This window comes from Azonexus caeni, assembly GCF_048146105.1.
GTDB classification, from domain to species: domain Bacteria; phylum Pseudomonadota; class Gammaproteobacteria; order Burkholderiales; family Rhodocyclaceae; genus Azonexus; species Azonexus aromaticus_B.
In genome coordinates, this window is record NZ_JBKJAD010000001.1 from 99,047 (window position 1) to 115,621 (window position 16,575).

Annotated in this window: 16 protein-coding genes; 4 read left to right on the forward strand and 12 right to left on the reverse strand. The window is 65.4% G+C overall.

The features are described from left to right. Positions 1–5: 5 nt before the first annotated feature. Positions 6–1,499 carry an ATP-binding protein gene (locus tag ACLIIZ_RS00465; protein WP_416690154.1) on the forward strand — a complete coding sequence of 498 codons (1,494 nt, stop codon included), beginning with the start codon at positions 6–8 and terminating at the stop codon, positions 1,497–1,499. Between the two features lie 158 nt (positions 1,500–1,657). Next, positions 1,658–2,668 (forward strand): UDP-N-acetylmuramate dehydrogenase, encoded by a 1,011-nt coding sequence (murB, locus tag ACLIIZ_RS00470; protein ID WP_416690156.1) that lies wholly within the window; start codon positions 1,658–1,660, stop codon positions 2,666–2,668. On the opposite strand, the gene ACLIIZ_RS00475 is transcribed toward murB, so the two are convergent. Then, on the reverse strand, positions 2,643–3,344 hold the full coding sequence (locus ACLIIZ_RS00475) for an N-acetylmuramoyl-L-alanine amidase family protein (RefSeq protein ID WP_416690158.1): 702 nt from the start codon (positions 3,342–3,344) through the stop codon (positions 2,643–2,645). The genes murB and ACLIIZ_RS00475 overlap by 26 nt on opposite strands. A gap of 61 nt (positions 3,345–3,405) precedes the next feature. Between ACLIIZ_RS00475 and ACLIIZ_RS00480 the strand changes: the two genes are divergently transcribed. Then, entirely contained in the window at positions 3,406–3,798 is a 393-nt protein-coding gene (locus ACLIIZ_RS00480; protein WP_416690160.1) for a cupin domain-containing protein, read from the forward strand. A gap of 39 nt (positions 3,799–3,837) precedes the next feature. Beyond that, complete coding sequence (locus tag ACLIIZ_RS00485; RefSeq protein ID WP_416690162.1) at positions 3,838–4,407, forward strand: hypothetical protein; 570 nt, start codon at positions 3,838–3,840, stop codon at positions 4,405–4,407. A 3-nt stretch (positions 4,408–4,410) separates the two neighbouring features. Here ACLIIZ_RS00485 and ACLIIZ_RS00490 read toward each other — a convergent pair whose 3' ends face one another. The 11 genes from ACLIIZ_RS00490 to ACLIIZ_RS00540 all read right to left on the reverse strand — a co-directional run bounded on the left by ACLIIZ_RS00490 (position 4,411) and on the right by ACLIIZ_RS00540 (position 16,507). Continuing rightward, complete coding sequence (locus ACLIIZ_RS00490; RefSeq protein WP_416690164.1) at positions 4,411–4,746, reverse strand: DUF1840 family protein; 336 nt, start codon at positions 4,744–4,746, stop codon at positions 4,411–4,413. A gap of 33 nt (positions 4,747–4,779) precedes the next feature. Next, positions 4,780–6,099, reverse strand: a complete 1,320-nt coding sequence (locus ACLIIZ_RS00495; protein ID WP_416690166.1) for a sigma-54-dependent transcriptional regulator — start codon at positions 6,097–6,099, stop codon at positions 4,780–4,782. Further along, positions 6,096–8,021 (reverse strand): sensor histidine kinase, encoded by a 1,926-nt coding sequence (locus tag ACLIIZ_RS00500; protein WP_416690168.1) that lies wholly within the window; start codon positions 8,019–8,021, stop codon positions 6,096–6,098. Before ACLIIZ_RS00500 ends, ACLIIZ_RS00495 begins: the two co-directional genes overlap by 4 nt. Positions 8,022–8,122: 101 nt before the next feature. Then, entirely contained in the window at positions 8,123–9,523 is a 1,401-nt protein-coding gene (locus ACLIIZ_RS00505) for an aspartate ammonia-lyase (RefSeq protein WP_416690170.1), read from the reverse strand. Positions 9,524–9,562: 39 nt separating this feature from the next. After that, a complete protein-coding gene (locus ACLIIZ_RS00510) occupies positions 9,563–10,213 on the reverse strand; it encodes a MarC family NAAT transporter (RefSeq protein WP_416690172.1) in 651 nt (216 codons plus the stop codon). A 2-nt stretch (positions 10,214–10,215) separates the two neighbouring features. Further along, a complete protein-coding gene (locus ACLIIZ_RS00515) occupies positions 10,216–11,856 on the reverse strand; it encodes a methyl-accepting chemotaxis protein (RefSeq protein ID WP_416690174.1) in 1,641 nt (546 codons plus the stop codon). A gap of 17 nt (positions 11,857–11,873) precedes the next feature. After that, complete coding sequence (locus ACLIIZ_RS00520) at positions 11,874–13,175, reverse strand: Glu/Leu/Phe/Val family dehydrogenase (RefSeq protein WP_416690176.1); 1,302 nt, start codon at positions 13,173–13,175, stop codon at positions 11,874–11,876. 34 nt (positions 13,176–13,209) lie between these two features. Beyond that, positions 13,210–13,938, reverse strand: a complete 729-nt coding sequence (locus tag ACLIIZ_RS00525; RefSeq protein ID WP_416690178.1) for an amino acid ABC transporter ATP-binding protein — start codon at positions 13,936–13,938, stop codon at positions 13,210–13,212. A 23-nt stretch (positions 13,939–13,961) separates the two neighbouring features. Continuing rightward, positions 13,962–14,645, reverse strand: a complete 684-nt coding sequence (gltK, locus tag ACLIIZ_RS00530) for a glutamate/aspartate ABC transporter permease GltK (protein WP_416690180.1) — start codon at positions 14,643–14,645, stop codon at positions 13,962–13,964. 1 nt (position 14,646) lies between these two features. Then, complete coding sequence (locus ACLIIZ_RS00535) at positions 14,647–15,384, reverse strand: amino acid ABC transporter permease (protein WP_416690182.1); 738 nt, start codon at positions 15,382–15,384, stop codon at positions 14,647–14,649. 58 nt (positions 15,385–15,442) lie between these two features. Next, entirely contained in the window at positions 15,443–16,507 is a 1,065-nt protein-coding gene (locus ACLIIZ_RS00540; protein WP_416690183.1) for an asparaginase, read from the reverse strand. Positions 16,508–16,575: the final 68 nt, after the last annotated feature.

A 16,575-nucleotide genomic window follows, 5' to 3' on the forward strand; every position in this document is an offset into this window, starting at 1 on the left:
GCACGATGAGCACCAACCGTTCAACAGATTATTTGACCGGCCTGATAAGGGAGTTGTGCAAACTGCCACGTGAAACCGAATGGGCCGAGTTCAAGGAAAATGATGCAGAACCGGAAACCATCGGTGAGTATTTGTCTGCCCTTGCCAATTCGGCCGCACTGGCGGGCAAGGCCTTTGCCTACCTGATCTGGGGCGTTCGCGACAGTGACCATGCCATCGTGGGAACCCGTTTCTCCCCCCTGGCGAGAAAAGTGGGCAACGAGGAACTCGAAAACTGGCTGCTGCGCGTCCTTCTCCCGAAAATCCATTTCCGCTTTTTCAGCGTCGAAATTGATGGCTTCTCCTTGGTGATCCTGGAGGTCGAACGAGCGTTTCGCCAACCCGTGCAATTCCAGGGACGAGAATTTGTCCGCGTTGGCACGTACAAGAAGCCGCTCAAGGATTTTCCGGAAAAAGAACGCGCCCTGTGGCGGCTGTTCGACAAGACACCATTTGAAAGTGGCCTGGCTGGTGAGAAGCAAAGCGACGATGCCGTATTGAAGCTGCTCGACTATCCCGCCTACTTTGACTTGCTTGAACGACCGCTGCCGGAAAACAGGGACGGAATCATAGCGGCGCTCCAGGAGGACAAGCTGATCAGCCCGTGCCCAGCCGGTGGCTGGAACATTACCAATCTCGGCGCGATCCTGTTTGCCAAACGTTTCGAGGATTTTCCCCTGCTGAAACGTAAAGCCATGCGTGTCATCCAGTACCGTGGATCGACACGCACCGAAGGCGGCAAGGAACAGGTCGGAAACAAGGGCTATGCCTGCGGTTTTGAGGGCTTGATCGGCTACGTAAACGGCTTGTTGCTAAGCAACGAAATCATGGGCCAGGCCTTGCGCAAGGATGTACGGATGTATCCCGAACTGGCAGTCCGCGAATTGGTTGCCAACGCACTGATCCATCAAGACTTTTTCATAAGCGGCGCGGGGCCTATGGTGGAGATTTTTGCTGATCGGATCGAAATTTCCAACCCGGGCAGCCCTCTGATGGCTACCGACCGCTTTGTCGATACACCTCCGAAATCACGCAATGAAGCACTAGCCTCCCTGATGCGTCGCATCGGCATTTGCGAAGAGCGCGGCAGCGGCTGGGACAAGGTTGTGTCGCAGAGTGAAGCCTATCAACTCCCTGCCCCCCTGGCAGAAGCCACTGATGACCACACCCGGGTCATCCTCTTCGCCCATCGCCCGCTGACCCGGATGGACAAGGAAGACCGCGTCCGTGCTGTCTATCTGCACGCCTGTCTTCGCTACGTGAATCGGCAGGAGATGAACAACACCTCGATAAGAGAACGTTTTGGCATAGAAGCCAGGAATAGCGCGACAGCTTCACGTCTGATAAAGGAAGCAGTCGCGGTTGGCGTAATCCTTCCCTACGACGCGGAGGCAGCCCCCAAGCTGATGCGCTACCTGCCGTTCTGGGCTACTCAAGCACGACAGGCTGATGTTACTTGACGGGTATTTGACAGATGCGCCCCTCTGCCCGGAGATCGTCATTTTAATACTTTAAAAACATATAGATAGAAAACGCACACTATTTGATGAGGTGACTCATCGATGCGAATAGTCGTTTCCATAGTTAGTGAAATCCCCCCTAAATCCGAATTCATTCAATGTCGCCGCATACCCAGATCGACCTCACCCCCTTCAACACCCTTGCCCTGCCCGGCCGCGCGGCGCATTACCTGAAGGTGACCGATCCGGCCCGACTGGCGGCGGTGCCGCCGGGCGAGCGTCGTTTCGTCCTCGGCGGCGGCAGCAACCTGGTGCTCACCGGCGATTTTCCGGGGCTCTTGCTGCACATGGCGATCGCCGGCAAACGTCTGCTGCGCGAGGATGACGAGGCCTTCTACATCGAGGCCGGCGCCGGCGAGAACTGGCACGACTTCGTGCAATGGACGCTGGCGCAGGGCTGGCCGGGGCTGGAAAACCTGTCGCTGATCCCGGGCACGGTCGGCGCCGCGCCGGTGCAGAACATTGGCGCCTACGGGCTGGAAGTCGGCGAGCACCTGGATTCGGTGACGGCCTGGGATTTCGAGAAACAGGCGATGTTCACGCTCGACCGCGAGGCCTGCCGCTTTGCCTACCGCGACAGCCTGTTCAAGCAACGAGGCTGGCACCTCGACGGCCGGATCGCCATCGTTGCGGCCGTCTTCCGCCTGCCCAAGGCCTGGCAACCGAATATCGGCTACGCCGACCTGCGCCAGGAACTGGCCGCCCGCGGCATCGCCGAACCGGACGCCAGCGACATCGCCGACGCGGTGATCGCCGTGCGCCAGCGCAAGCTGCCCGACCCGGCGCTGACGCCGAACGCCGGCAGCTTCTTTCACAATCCGGTGGTCGACCGGCAGACCGCCGACGCGCTGAAAGCACAGCATCCGGCGCTGCCCTGTTACGCGCAGCCGGACGGCCGGGTCAAGCTGGCCGCCGGTTGGCTGATCGAGCAGGCTGGCTGGAAGGGCAAAGCGCTCGGTCCGGTCGGCATGTACGAGAAACAGGCGCTGGTCCTGGTCAATCGCGGCGGCGCGACCGGCGCCGACGTGCAGCGGACGATGGCCGCGGTGCAGGCTGCGGTGCGCGAGAAATTCGCTATCGAACTCAGTCCGGAGCCGGTATTTCTTTGACTTGCAGGCAGGCGGCCAACCCGGTCGCCAAGGCGTCGGCCATGCGCGCCTGACGCGCCGGATCGAGCAGTTCCAGCTCCTCGTCCTTGTGCTTGATGACGCCGGCCTCGAACAGCACGGCCGGCAGCGTCGTGCGGTAGAGGACGACCAGGTTGTCGTAGAACCAGACGCCGTTCCGCGCGTCGGCCGCGACGTGCCGGCGGCCGTGCCAGTCGCTCGGCACGAAGCCGGCGCGGCGCAGCATCGCCCCCATCGTCGAGGCGCAGAGCAGGCTGGTCGGCAGATCCGGATTGGCCGCCGAGATGAACAGGCCGTAGCCGCGCTTGGCCTCGGTGTGGGTGCGCTCGACGCCTTCCCAGGTCCACGGCAGCAGCCAGGCCTCGCCGATCGAATCGTGGTGGATGGAGATGAAGAAGTCGCTGCCGGCGGCCGCCTCGGGACGCGCCGCCAGGCTGCCGATGGCGCCGTCGAAATTGACCCGGCGTACCTGCTGGCCGCCGGCTTCGAGGCGTTCGGCGAGGACGCCGGCGAAATCGCGGTTGAAGTCGAATTCGGCGCGGCCGCGCGCCGAGATGGCGCCGGTATCGCGCACGCCGTGGCCGACATCGACGGCGATCGCAGCGGCAAAGACGTTTGCGGTGGACAACAGGAACAAGCAGAGAATCGGCAGGCGCATGCGCCGATTATCGCGGCAAATCGCCCGCCGGCCCAGCCCGCGACGACACCCTAGGCTTAAAATGCCCACCCCGCCCCCAACCCGCATCGCCATGCCCCAACTGACCGTCTTCTCCCGCCAGTCGCCCGCCCCGGAATACGACCGGCCACGCCCCGAGCGCTTGCTCGAAGGCAACCCGCTGCGCACCACGCACGAGCATTTCGCGGCGCCGCGGGGCGACCTGACCGCCGGCGTCTGGGCCTGCGAACCGGGCGCCTGGCGCATCGCCTTCGGCGAGAACAAGGACGAGTTCTTCTGCATCATCGAAGGGCGTATCCGGATCGCCGACAACGACGGCAACAGCGCCGAATTCGGTCCCGGCGAGGCGGGCGTCATTCCGGCCGGATTCACCGGCAGCTTCACCGTCCTCGAAGCCGTGCGCAAGCACTACGTGGTGCTGGAACGGGCTGACTGAATTGCGCTATAGTCGGCGCCAGGCCGACAGGAAAGAACAATGACCGAGAAGACCCTCCCGCCGCGCGGTACCTCCGCCCACAATCCCGACCTGAACTGGAGCCAGGTCCGCGAAACCGTCCTCATGCTCGAACTTGCCGCGGTGCAGATCGAGCACGCGATGAAGGACAGCAATGCCTCGGTCGACGTGCTGACCCGCTCATTCACGGCGATGGCCGGCTGCATGCAGGAAATTGCCGGCAAGGTCGAAGGCCTGCCGGAAACCGGGCAGCCCGGTGAAACTCGCAACGAGCTGCTGGCTGCCGCCAGCAACGTGTCCGGCATGATGCATCAGGCGATCATCGCCTTCCAGTTCTACGACAAGCTGGTCCAGCGCCTCGCCCACGTCGGCCTCAGCCTGGGCGAACTGAGCGACCTGGTCGGCGAACCGGCCCGTCTCTACAACCCGGGCGAATGGGTGGCGCTGCAGAACCGGATCAAGGGCAAGTACTCGACGCGCGAGGAAGTCGCCATGTTCGACGCGGTGATGAACGGCGTCCCGGTCCAGGAAGCGATCGAACGCTTCATGGCCGAGATGAAGGACAAGAACGACGATATCGAGCTGTTCTGAGGCTCAGAAATCGGCCGCCGCCGTCCACATGATGTGGGCCTGCGGCCCGGCCTTGGCGGTGCGCTCAAGCATGTCGATCAGCGGCCAGGCGCGTTGCGGCAGGCTGACCGGCAAAGGCTTGCTCTTGTCTTCCTCGTCTTCCTCTTCCGGCAAAGCGGCGGCCTGACGCCGCGCCTCGGCCACCGCCGCCTGCAGCTTCGCCGCCGCCGGCAGCATTTCCGGCGGCGTGAACACGCCGCGCGCGGTGGTCGCCTTGCCGACGATGTCCAGCAGGGTCTTCGCCGTTTCTGCGTACATCAGCACTTCGCCGGTTTCGCTCGATTCGAAGGTCACGATCATCGCATTCGTCCGTGTCGTCTGGAGGGAGAAGCACTATAGCAGACCGTACTTCTTCAGCTTGTCGTGCAATGTGGTGCGCGCCGTCTTCAGCGCGTCGGCGGTGCGCTGGATGTTGCCGCCCTGGCGCGTGAATTCGTCGGCGATGAGCAGGCGCTCGTAGTTCTCCACCGCCTCGGTCAACGACGGTGCGGCGGCCGGTGCGCCACTGCCCGCGGCGGCACCGATGCCGAGGACGTGGCATTCGGCGGCGTTCTTCAGTTCGCGGATGTTGCCCGGCCAGTCCTGCGCCATCAGCCGGTGCAGGGTGTCGGTGGTGAGCGGCGGCGGTGGCCGGTTGTAGCGTTTGGCGGCCTGCAGCAGGAAGGCGTCGTAGAGCGCCGGGATGTCCTCGCGCCGCTCGCGCAGCGGCGGCAGTTCGATGCGCACGACGTTGAGCCGGTAGTAGAGGTCGGCGCGGAACTTTCCCTGCTCCGACCAGACTTTGAGGTCTTCCTTGCTCGCCGCGACGACGCGGCAATTGACCGGCAGTTGCTGGTTCGAACCGAGACGCTCGATGACGCGCTCCTGCAGCACGCGCAGCAGCTTGATCTGCATGCTCATCGGCATGCTCTCGACCTCGTCGAGGAAGAGCGTGCCGCCGCTGGCGTATTCGATCTTGCCGATGCGCCGCTTCTGGGCGCCGGTGAAGGCGCCCGGCTCGTGGCCGAAGAGCTCGCTGTCGAGCAGGTTGTCGGCCATGCCGCCGCAGTTGAGCGCGACGTAGTTCTCCTGGCCGGCACGCGACAGGTCGTGCAGGCAGCGGGCGACCATTTCCTTGCCGGTGCCGGTTTCGCCGTAGATCAGCACGTCGACGCCGGCGTCGGCAACGTCGAGGATCAGCCGGCGCACCTTCTGCATCTGCGGCGAGCGGCCGATCAGCCGGGCTTCAAGGTCGTCGCGCTGGTCGAGGCGGCGGCGCAGCGCTTCGACTTCCAGCACCAGCGCCCGCTTTTCCAGCGCGCGGCGCACGACATCGACCAGATCGTCGGTCGAGAACGGCTTCTGCATGAAATCGTAGGCGCCGTTGCGCATCGCCTCAACCGCCAGCGTGACGTCGCCGTGGCCGGTGATGATGATCACCGGCAGGTCGGGGTCGAGGCCGCGCACCTTGCGCAGCAGGTCCATGCCGCTGGCGCCGGGCAGCCGCATGTCGGTGACGATGATGCCGGGGAACTCGGCGCTCAGGTACATTTCCGCCGCTTCGGCGGAGGCGGCGGCAAGCACCGGGATGCCGGCCAGTTGCATGGCCTGTTCGCAGCCCAGGCGGACATGCGGATCGTCTTCGACGAGCAGGACGGACAAGGTCGTCTTCATGGCGTTCCCCGGTTGAGCGACGGCAGCGGCGGCAGCATGACGACGAAGCGGGCGCCACCGCCCGGCGCCGGGCCGGCCATCAGGTCGCCGCCGAAGTCGCGCAGTATATCGCGCGAAATGGTCAGCCCCAGGCCAAGGCCTTCGCCCGGTTGCTTGGTCGTGAAGAAGGGTTCGAACAGGTGGGCCAGCGCCTCTTCCGAAAAACCGTAGCCGCTGTCGCTGACGGCCAGCGCCAGCATGCCCGAGCTGGCGACATCGACGCTGAAGCTCAAGCGGCGCACCGGCTCTTCGCGCATCGCGTCGAGGGCGTTGCCGATCAGGTTGACCAGCACCTGCTGCAGGCGGTTGCGGTCGCACCAGGCGATGCTGCGACCGGCTTCGATGCCGCGCGTGACGCTGACGTTCTCCTTCTTCAGCCGCGACTCGAAGAGGAACAACGCGCTGTCCACCGCCTGCGCCACGTCGACCGCGCTCGACACCGCCGGCGACTTGCGGGCAAAGGTTTTGAGCGGCCCGATGATGTTGCCCATCTGCTCGGTCAACTGCTCGACGATGGCGAGGTTGCGCTCGGCCGTCGCCTGGTCGCCGCGGCGCATGAATTCGGCGGCGTTGGCCGACAGGGTGCGGATGGCGCCAAGCGGCTGGCTCAGTTCATGGGTGACGCCGGTCGCCATCTGGCCGAGGACGGCCAGCTTGGCCGCCTGCACCAGTTCATCCTGAGCGGCGCGCAGCGTCTGCTCGGCGCGCTGGCGCTCCTGCACTTCGCGCTGCAACCCGGCGACCGCCTCCGACAGGTCGGCGGTGCGCTCCTCGACCTTGCGTTCGAGTTCCTGGTTGGCGCGTTCGAGCATCGCCCGCGCCTCCTCGCGGCCGCGCGCCAGGCGGCGGCGCTGGCGGGTGTACAGGACGCCGAGCAGCAGGCAGCCGAGGGCAGCGACGCTGAGCGCGGCATGCGTCGCCGCCTGGACGCCGACCGGCCGCAGGTCGGAAAAGACGACGATGCGCCAGGCGGTGCCGGAGAGGTGGCGCGACATCGCCAGGTAGGGGCGCGCGCCCTGCGCCGGCGCGACGTCGTCGCGCAGGTGCTTGGGCAGGTGCTTGGGCAGGCGGACGATGCGCCCTTCGTCGGCGCCGTCAAGATCAATGTCGAGGCTGATTTCTCCCAGCGGCTGGCCGGCGAACTGCTGCCGGCCGAGACGATCAAGGGCGTCGCGCGCCTGCGGGCGCAAGGTCGCGTAGCGCCATTCCGGCGGCGAAGCGAGCAGCACGACGTCGTTGCGGTCGACGATCAGCGCCGGCGCCTCCTGCGCCAGCCAGCGCCGCTCGACCTCGCGGATGCCGGATTTGACGACAGCGACGCCGATCACCTTCCATTCCTGCGCTTCGTCGCGGATCGGCAGCGCGAAGTAGTAGCCCGGCTCGTGCCGGATGTGGTCAACCGCGTAGTGGCGAGCCGGCGTACCGCGCACCGCATCGCGGAAGAAGGGCATGTAGGAGAGGTCCGAGCCGAGCAGGTTGTCGGAGAAGATCCAGTCGCTGGAGGCGACGACGGTACCGCTGGTGTCGAGGACGAAGATCGCCGGCCCGCCGAGATGATCGTTGAGCTTCTGCAGGAAGCTGTTGGCCTCGGCCTGCAGGATATCCTGCCCCTCGCTCGGGCCGCGCAGCAGGGCGACGATGTCGGCGTTGAGTTCGACGGCGCTGGGAATCGAGGCGTGGCGGGTGACCTCGCTGTCGATCGCGGCGCCGAGGATGTCGAGCTGGTGCGAGGCCGCCTCGCGCATTTCGGCAATCCCGTAATGCTCGGAAAGCCGGTAGGAAAACAGGGCCAGCGCCAGGAAGGCGACCAGCAGCGCCGCCAGTCCGAGCAGACGGTGCGGGCGGGGCAAGGGCGTGGGCAGTTGGGCGGCGGAATCCGGCATGACGGGACGGGCTCAGGGAATGGGCATTGTACGGCTGAACACCCGCCCGCCGCGGCGGGCGGCGTGACGGGCAGTAGCACATCCGGTTGCCGGCATCGACCTCAGCCCGGCCGGCGCGGCGCGGTCAGCACTTCGGGCGCCAGGACGGCGGCCAGTTGTGCGCGGTCCATCAGACCCATCTCCTCGACCAGCTCGGCGACGCCGCGGCCGCTGCGCAGCGCCTCCTGGGCGACCCGGGTGGCGTTCTCGTAGCCGATGTGCGGGTTCAGCGCGGTGGCCAGACCGGCCGAAGTGCGTACTCGCTCGGCCAGCAGCTCGCGGTTGGCGGTGATGCCGCGCACGCAATGGGCGGTCAGCGTGCGGCAGCCGGCGGCCAGGTGTTCGATGCTCTTGAACAGGCTGTGGGCGATGATCGGTTCGAAAGCGTTCAACTGCAGTTGGCCGCCCTCCGCCGCCATGGTGATGGTGACGTCGTTGCCGATCACTTCGAAGGCAATCTGGTTGACCACTTCCGGGATCACCGGATTGACCTTGCCCGGCATGATCGACGAACCGGCGGCGCGCGGCGGCAGGCGGATCTCGTTGAGCCCGGCCTGCGGCCCGGAAGAGAGCAGGCGCAGGTCGTTGCAGGTCTTCGAGAGCTTGGCGGCGACGCGCTTGAGAACGCCGGATAGCTGGACGAAGGCGCCGCAGTCCTGGGTCGCCTCGATCAGATTGGGCGCCGCTTCCAGCGCGAAACCGGAGAGCTGCGACAGGTGGTCGATGGCCAGCCTGGAATAGCGCATGTCGGTGTTGATGCCGGTACCGATCGCCGTCGCGCCGAGGTTGATCTCGCGGATCAGGGCGATCGCCTCGCCCAGGCGCAACTCGTCTTCCTGCAACATCACCGCGTAGGTCGAGAACTCCTGGCCGAGCGTCATCGGCACCGCATCCTGCAACTGGGTGCGGCCGATCTTCAGCACGTCCTTGAACTCCTCGGCCTTGGCGGCGAAAGCCTCGCGCAGGCCGGCCATCGCCGACAGCAAGCCGCGGATGGCGAAGCAGGCGGCGACGCGCAGCGCCGTCGGATAGACGTCGTTGGTGCTCTGCGACATGTTGACGTGGTTGAGCGGGTGCAGGTGGGCGTAGTCGCCCTTCCGGTGGCCGAGGATTTCCAGCGCCCGGTTGGCGATCACCTCGTTGGCGTTCATGTTGGTCGAGGTGCCGGCGCCGCCCTGGATGACGTCGACGACGAACTCGCCGTGCAGTTTGCCGCCGGCGATTTCCTGGCAGGCGGCGATGATCGCGTCGGCGCGCGTGCGGTCGAGCTGGCCGAGTTCGGCATTGGCCATCGCCGCCGCCTGCTTGGTCAGCGCCAGGGCGCGCACCAGCTCGCCGTAGCTGCCGATGGTCTTGCCGGTGATCGGGTAGTTCTCGATCGCCCGCAGGGTATGCACGCCCCAGTAGGCGCCGGCCGGCACCTCGGCGTCGCCGAGAAGGTCGTGTTCGAGTCGTGTGCTCATGTGGTCTCCATTTATGCTTGTGGGTGATGCATCGCCGGCTCAGGTGCCGGCGACAAAACTACGGATGCCGGAACCGACGAACTGGACGCCGATGCAGACGAGCAGAAAGCCGTTCAGGCGGGCGACGACGTTGATGCCCTCGCTGCCCAGGCGCCGGGAAACCCAGCGTGCCGAGCGCAGGACCAGCCAGATCAGCAGGCAGGTGGCGGCGATGCTCGCCACCGTCGCCGAATAGGCCAGCAAACGGCTGATGCCGCCATCCAGTTCGGCGATCTCCGAGGAAATGCCGATCACCGTCGCCAGTGCCCCCGGCCCGGCGATACCCGGCATCGCCAGCGGGAAAAAGGCAAAGCTGCCGCCGCTACCGGTCAGCGTCGTATCGCTGGTGCCGAACAGCATGCGGTAGCCGATGATGGACACGGTCAGGCCACCGGCGATGCGCAGGGCACCGAAGGAAATGCCGAAGGCTTCGAGGATCATCACGCCGGCGAACAATCCACCGGCCAGCAGCAGGAAGCCGTAGAAGCACGCGCGCCGGGCTTCCAGCGTAGCCTCCGGCGCCGCTCGGCCGGCCGCCAGGGAAAGAAAGAGCGGAATCTTCGACAAGGGATTGGTGATCGTTGCCAGACTGATCAAACCGCCCAGAAAGAAACTGACCAGCAGTCTGAGCAGGTGCTCGTCGATGCTCATTTTCAGGCCGTCCGGAAACGGGCGATGCCGGATTCGAGACTGCCCGCCAGATTGTCCAGTTGTCGCGCCGTAGTCGCCATGCTGGCGGTGGCCCGATTGTTTTCATGGATCATCTGGACGATGTGCTCGACTCGGGCAGCAATCTCCTCGCCGCCGGACGATTGCTGGCGCAGGCTGGCCGAGACGTCGTCGATGACCCGGGCGACGTGGCGGTTGCTGCTTTCGATGGCGCTCATCGATTCGCCGGCCGCGCAGGCCATGCGCAGACCTTCGTCGACGCGGCTGACCGAGCGCTGCATGTGCTCGGCCATCGAGCGGGCGCCGTTCTGGATGGCGCTGACCATGGCGGCGATCTGGCTGGCCGAAGCGGTCGTCTTTTCGGCCAGCTTGCGCACCTCGTCGGCGACCACGGCAAAGCCCCGACCGCTGTCGCCGGCCCGCGCCGCCTCGATCGCGGCATTCAGCGCCAGCAGGTTGGTCTGGTCAGCCAGATCGTGAATCACCGAGGTGATCGCCGAGATGCGCTCCGACTCCTGCCCCAGCGTCGTTGCCGTCGCTGCCGAATCGGTGACCAGCCCGGCAATCTGACGAATCTCGTCGACCATGGTCTGGATCGTCTGGCAACCACCGGCTGCCTGCTGCCCGGCCTTGCCGGACAGATCCTGGGCCTCCTGACCGAGGTTGGCGATGTGCGTGATGCAGACCGACATGGTCTGCAGCGTTTCGGCCATGGCGGCGCTGGCCGCTGCCTGCGCTTCCGAACCGCCGCGCATTTCGTCGGCCGAACCGGAAAGCGCAGTGACGGCATGCTTGAGTTGCCCGGCTTCCAGGCGGATGGCGCCAAGTATCCCCGCCAGCGACTGGGTGGTCTTCATCGCCGCCGCCTGGACACGGCGGATTTCGGCAAAGCCGTTCGGCTCGATGCGCTGCGTCAGGTCGCCGGCAGCAATGCTTTCCATCAGGCGAGCCGTCGTTTCCAGCGGACGACGCACGCCCCCGGTCAGCAGATAACCGAGAACGGCGGCGATCAGGACGGCAACGACCACCAGAATCAGCGTCAGCCGACGGGTGTTTGCCGACTCGGCCACGATGTCGCCGGCCCGTTCGCGGCTTTGCGCCTGCACCAGCTGGCGCGCTTCGGCGATGCTGGCTTCGAGCACCTGCATGCGCGGCTCGGCTTCCTGCTGCAGGATGCCCATGGCCACCGTCGACAGGAACTGCATGGCCTCGGCCATCGCCTTGTCCTGGATATCGATGGCCGCCGTCGCCTGTTGCCTGACCCGTTGCAGCAACGCAGCTTCACCGACGACGGCATGGTCGACCGCAATCTTCTCCAGCGCCCCGAGGGCGGCGAAGAAGCGCGCCTTCTCGCGCTCGTAGCGTGCGGCTTCCGCCTTCATCACCTCGGCATCGGTGAAAATGATGTTGTTGCGCACGCTTTCACGCATACCGGCATAGGCATAGCCCAACTCGGCAATCTGGCTGTCCTTGGTCAGCGACACGGAGGCGATGCGCTCGGCCGCCGCATCGACACGCCCCAGACTGAAGGTCGTCCAGCTGGCAACAATGACGAACAGCCCGACGATGACGGTAAACGCCATCGCCAGTTGCGGGCCGATCCCCAGACGGAACAAGGCTTTCATGGCAAACTCCCCTGCGCTCAGGGGTAAAGGCCGCGTTGCTCGCGCGCCGCCAGGACCCGCTGGCAGGCGATGATGAAGGTAGCCGTGCGCAGCGAGACCTTGCGCTCGGCAGCCAGCGTCCAGATCGCCTCGAAGGCGCCGATCATGATGCGTTCCAGGCGCTGGTTGATTTCATCCTCGCTCCAGAAGAAGCTGGAGAAATCCTGCACCCATTCGAAGTACGAGACGGTGACGCCGCCGGCATTGGCCAGCACGTCGGGCACGACCAGAATGCCGCGCTCACGCAGGATGTCGTCGGCGGCCGGGGTGGTCGGACCGTTGGCGCCTTCGACGACGATGCGGGTTTTGATCGTCTGTGCCCGTTCGGGCAGGATCTGCCCTTCGAGCGCCGCCGGCACCAGGTAGTCGGAGGGAATCAGCCAGAAATCGTCGCCAGAAACCGGCGCGGCGCCAGCAAAGCCCTGCAATCCGCCGTTGGCCGCCGCATGCGCCAGCGCGGCGGGGATGTCGATGCCGGCTTCGTTGGCAACGGTCGCCGAGTGATCCTGCAGGGCGACGACCCTGGCGCCGGCCTCATGGAACATGCGGGCGGCAATGCCGCCGACGTTGCCGAAGCCCTGAACGACGACGCGCGCGCCCGCGATCGGGACATTGCTGCGCCGGCCGGCTTCGCGGGCAGCGATGAAGACACCGCGCCCGGTCGCCTCGTGACGGCCGAGCGAGCCACCGAGCGAAATCGGCTTGCCGGTGACCACGCCAGTGGACGTCGAACCGACGTTCATCGAGTAGGTGTCCATCATCCAGGCCATGGTCTGCTCGTTAGTGCCGACATCGGGCGCCGGAATGTCCTTGCCCGGGCCGATGACGACACCGATTTCCGAGGTGTAACGGCGGGTGATGCGCTCCAGCTCGTCACGCGAATGCGCCCGCGGATCGAGCCGGATGCCGCCCTTGGCGCCGCCGTAGGGCAGGTTGAGGGCGGCGTTCTTGATCGTCATCCAGCCCGACAGCGCCATCACTTCGTTGAGCGTCACCGCCGGGTGGAAGCGCACGCCGCCTTTGCCCGGCCCCCGCGACAGGTTGTGCTGGACACGATAGCCCTCGTAGTGGGCCACGGTGCCGTCGTCGCGGTGGATCGGCACATCGACGATCATGATGCGCTTCGGGTGCTTCAGGGTTTCCACCCACTTGGCCAGGCCGCCCATGTGCGGGGCGACACGGTCGATCTGCTCGAGGAAGCTGGCCCAGGGCTCGGGCGCCGCCGGATTGAGGAAGGAAAGTCCGCTCGCGCGCTCGCCGAGATGTGCTGTGCTGCTCATGTCTGTCTCCGTTTTTGGTGTGTCAGGCAGGTAATCAGTGGTGCAGGATCTTGGCCAGGAACTGTTGCGCCCGTTCCGAACGCGGATTGGCGAAGAAGGCTTCCTTCTCGTCGTCTTCGACGATCTGGCCGTGGTCCATGAAGATGACGCGGTTGGCGACGCGGCGGGCGAAGCCCATTTCGTGCGTCACGCACATCATGGTCATGCCTTCCCTGGCCAGCTCGGTCATCACGTCGAGCACTTCATTGACCATTTCCGGGTCGAGCGCCGAGGTCGGCTCGTCGAACAGCATGCAGATCGGGTCCATCGCCAGCGCCCGGGCGATCGCCACCCGCTGCTGCTGGCCACCGGACAACTGGCCGGGGAACTTGTGGGCGTGTGCCTTCAGGCCGACCCGGTCGAGCAGCTTGAGACCCTTGTCGATGGCCTCGTCCTGCGCGCGGCCGAGCACCTTGACCTGGGCGATCGCCAGGTTCTGGGTGATGCTCATGTGCGGGAACAGCTCGAAGTTCTGGAACACCATCCCGACGTGGGCGCGCAGCTTCGACAGGTTGGTCTTCGGGTCGCCGACCGAGGTGCCGTTGACGATGATCTCGCCCGACTGGAAGGGTTCGAGGCCATTGACACACTTGATCAGCGTCGATTTGCCGGAACCCGACGGGCCGCAGACGACGATCACCTCGCCCTTGTTCACGGTGGTGCTGCAGTCCTTGAGCACGTCGAACGAACCGTAGCTCTTGCTGACATGGGAAATCTGGATCATGACTATCTCCTTGGAGCACGGCCTCAGGCCGGGTGGTATTTTTTCTGCAGGTGCTTGACCAGCATCGACGCGGCAAAGCAGAGGACGAAATAGACGAGACCGGCGAACAGCAGCAGTTCGACCAGGCGGCCGTCGCGGTCACCGACCTTGTAGGCGGCGCCGAAGAAGTCGGCCAGCGCGGACACGTAAACCAGCGAGGTGTCCTGGAACAGGATGATGGCCTGGGTCAGCAGCAGCGGAATCATGTTGCGGAAGGCCTGCGGCAGGATCACCAGGCGCATCGCCTGGCCGTAGGTCATGCCCAGCGCCTGACAGGCCGCCATCTGGCCCTTCGGCACCGACTGGATGCCGGCGCGGATGATCTCCGAGTAGTAGGCCGACTCGAACAGCGCGAAGCCGATCATCGCCGAGGTCAGGCGCAGGTCGGCGCCCGGCGGCAGGTTGAACAGCTGCTCGATGAACTTGGGGACGATCAGGAAGAACCAGAGCAGGACCATGACCAGCGGCACGGCGCGGAACAGGTTCACGTAGCCGGCGGCGAACAGCGACAAGGGCTTCACCGACGACAGCCGCATCATCGCCAGCAGCGTGCCCCAGACGATGCCGACGACGATCGCCGTCAGCGTGATTTCCAGCGAGATCTTCATGCCGTCCCAGAGGAAGGGCAGCGCCCCGGGGATCGACGACCAGTCGAATTCGTAGACCATGTTACTTGCCTCCCATGTAGCCCGGCACGCGGACCTTGTCTTCGAGCTTCTTCATCAGCGTCATGACGATGATGTTGATCGCGACATAAGCGACGGTGACGGCAATGAAGGATTCGTAGGGCTGCGCCGTGTAATCGACCAATTGACGGCCTTGCGCGGCGAGTTCGAGGAGACCGATGGTCGAGCAGACGGCGGAGTTCTTGAAGATGTTGAGGAATTCCGAGGTCAGCGGCGGCACGATCAGCCGGAAGGCCATCGGCAACATGACGAAGCGGTAGGTCTGGCCGAGGGTGAGTCCGAGCGCCAGGCCCGCGTTCCTCTGGCCGCGCGGCAGCGCGTTGATGCCGGAACGCACTTGCTCGGCCACCCGCGCGCTGGTGAACAGCCCGAGGCAGACCATCGCCGCCAGGAATTGCTGGAACACCGGGTGCGACTGCTTGTAGGCGTCACCGATGCTGGTCGGCAACAGTTCCGGCAGCACGAAGTACCAGATGAACAGTTGCACGAGCAGCGGGATGTTGCGGAACAGCTCGACGTAGGCGGTGGCCAGGCCGCTCAGCGCCTTGTTCGGCACCGTGCGCAGGACACCCATGACGGCGCCGAGCAGGAGGGCGATGAGCCAGGCGCTCAGCGAGAGCATCAGGGTCATCTGCAGGCCGGACAGCATCCAGCCCAGGTAAATGTCGTCGCCCGCCGCCGTCGGCTGCAGGAAGACGTGCCAGTTCCATTGGTAGTTCATGACTTTTCCTCGTCGAAACAGGGAAACCGGGCGCACCCCGCGCGCCCGGCGGACGGGATCAGTATTCCCAGAAGATGCGCTGCAGTTCCTTGCTGTCGCTGGTCTTGGTCAGAGCGACGCTGGCCAGGATGCGGGCCTTCTGCGGGTTGAGGTCGTGAGCGACGACCCAGTCGTACTGGTCGTCCGGCTGTTCGGCGTTGCGCAGCACGAAGCCGCCGGCATTGACATGCGACGAACGGATGACCTGGACGCCCTGGCCGCGCAGTTCGCGCAGCGCCGGAACGACGTTCTTGGCCACCGAGCCGTTGCCGGTACCGGCATGGATGATCGCCTTGGCACCGCTGGCGGCGAGCGCCTTGTAGGCGGTATCGGCGACGTTGCCGTGACCGTAGGCGATGCCGACCAGCGGCAGACTGTCGATCTTGTCGATGTCGAACTCGGAGTTCACGGTATGGCGCTTCGCCGGCAGGCGGAACCAGTAGTTCCTGCCTTCGACGATCATGCCGAGCGGACCCCAGGGGCTCTTGAAGGCGCTGGTCTGGATGTTGATCATCTTGGACACGTCGCGGCCGCTGTTCAGTTCGTCGTTCATCGCCACGAGCACGCCCTTGCCGCGAGCATCCTTGGCGGCAGCGGCGGCAACGGCGTTGTACAGGTTGAGCATGCCGTCGGCCGACATTGCGGTACCCGGGCGCATCGAACCGACGATGACGATCGGCTTGTCGGTATGGACGACGAGGTTGAGGAAGTAGGCGGTCTCTTCCAGCGTGTCGGTGCCGTGGGTGATGACGATGCCGTCGACGTCGGCCTGCTTGGCCAGCGCCGAGACGCGCTTGCCGAGGGTCAGCAGGTGGTCGTTGGTGAAGCTTTCGGAAGCGATCTGGAACACCTGCTCGCCGCGCACGGCGGCAACCTTGGCGAGTTCCGGGACGCCTGCGATCAGCTTGTCGACCGGCACTTTCGCCGCCTGGTAGGTGGCACTGTTGGTGGCTTCGGCGCCGGCACCGGCGATGGTGCCGCCGGTGGCGAGGATGACGACGTTGGGCTGGGCGGCCATGACCGCCAGCGAGGCGGCACAGCCGATCGCGAAGACGGCGCAACGGGTGAAAATACGCTTGAACATGATGAACTCCTCTTTTTTTGGGGATGAGCCGGGCCTGGCACCCCGTTCCGGGAGTGCCTCGATCACGG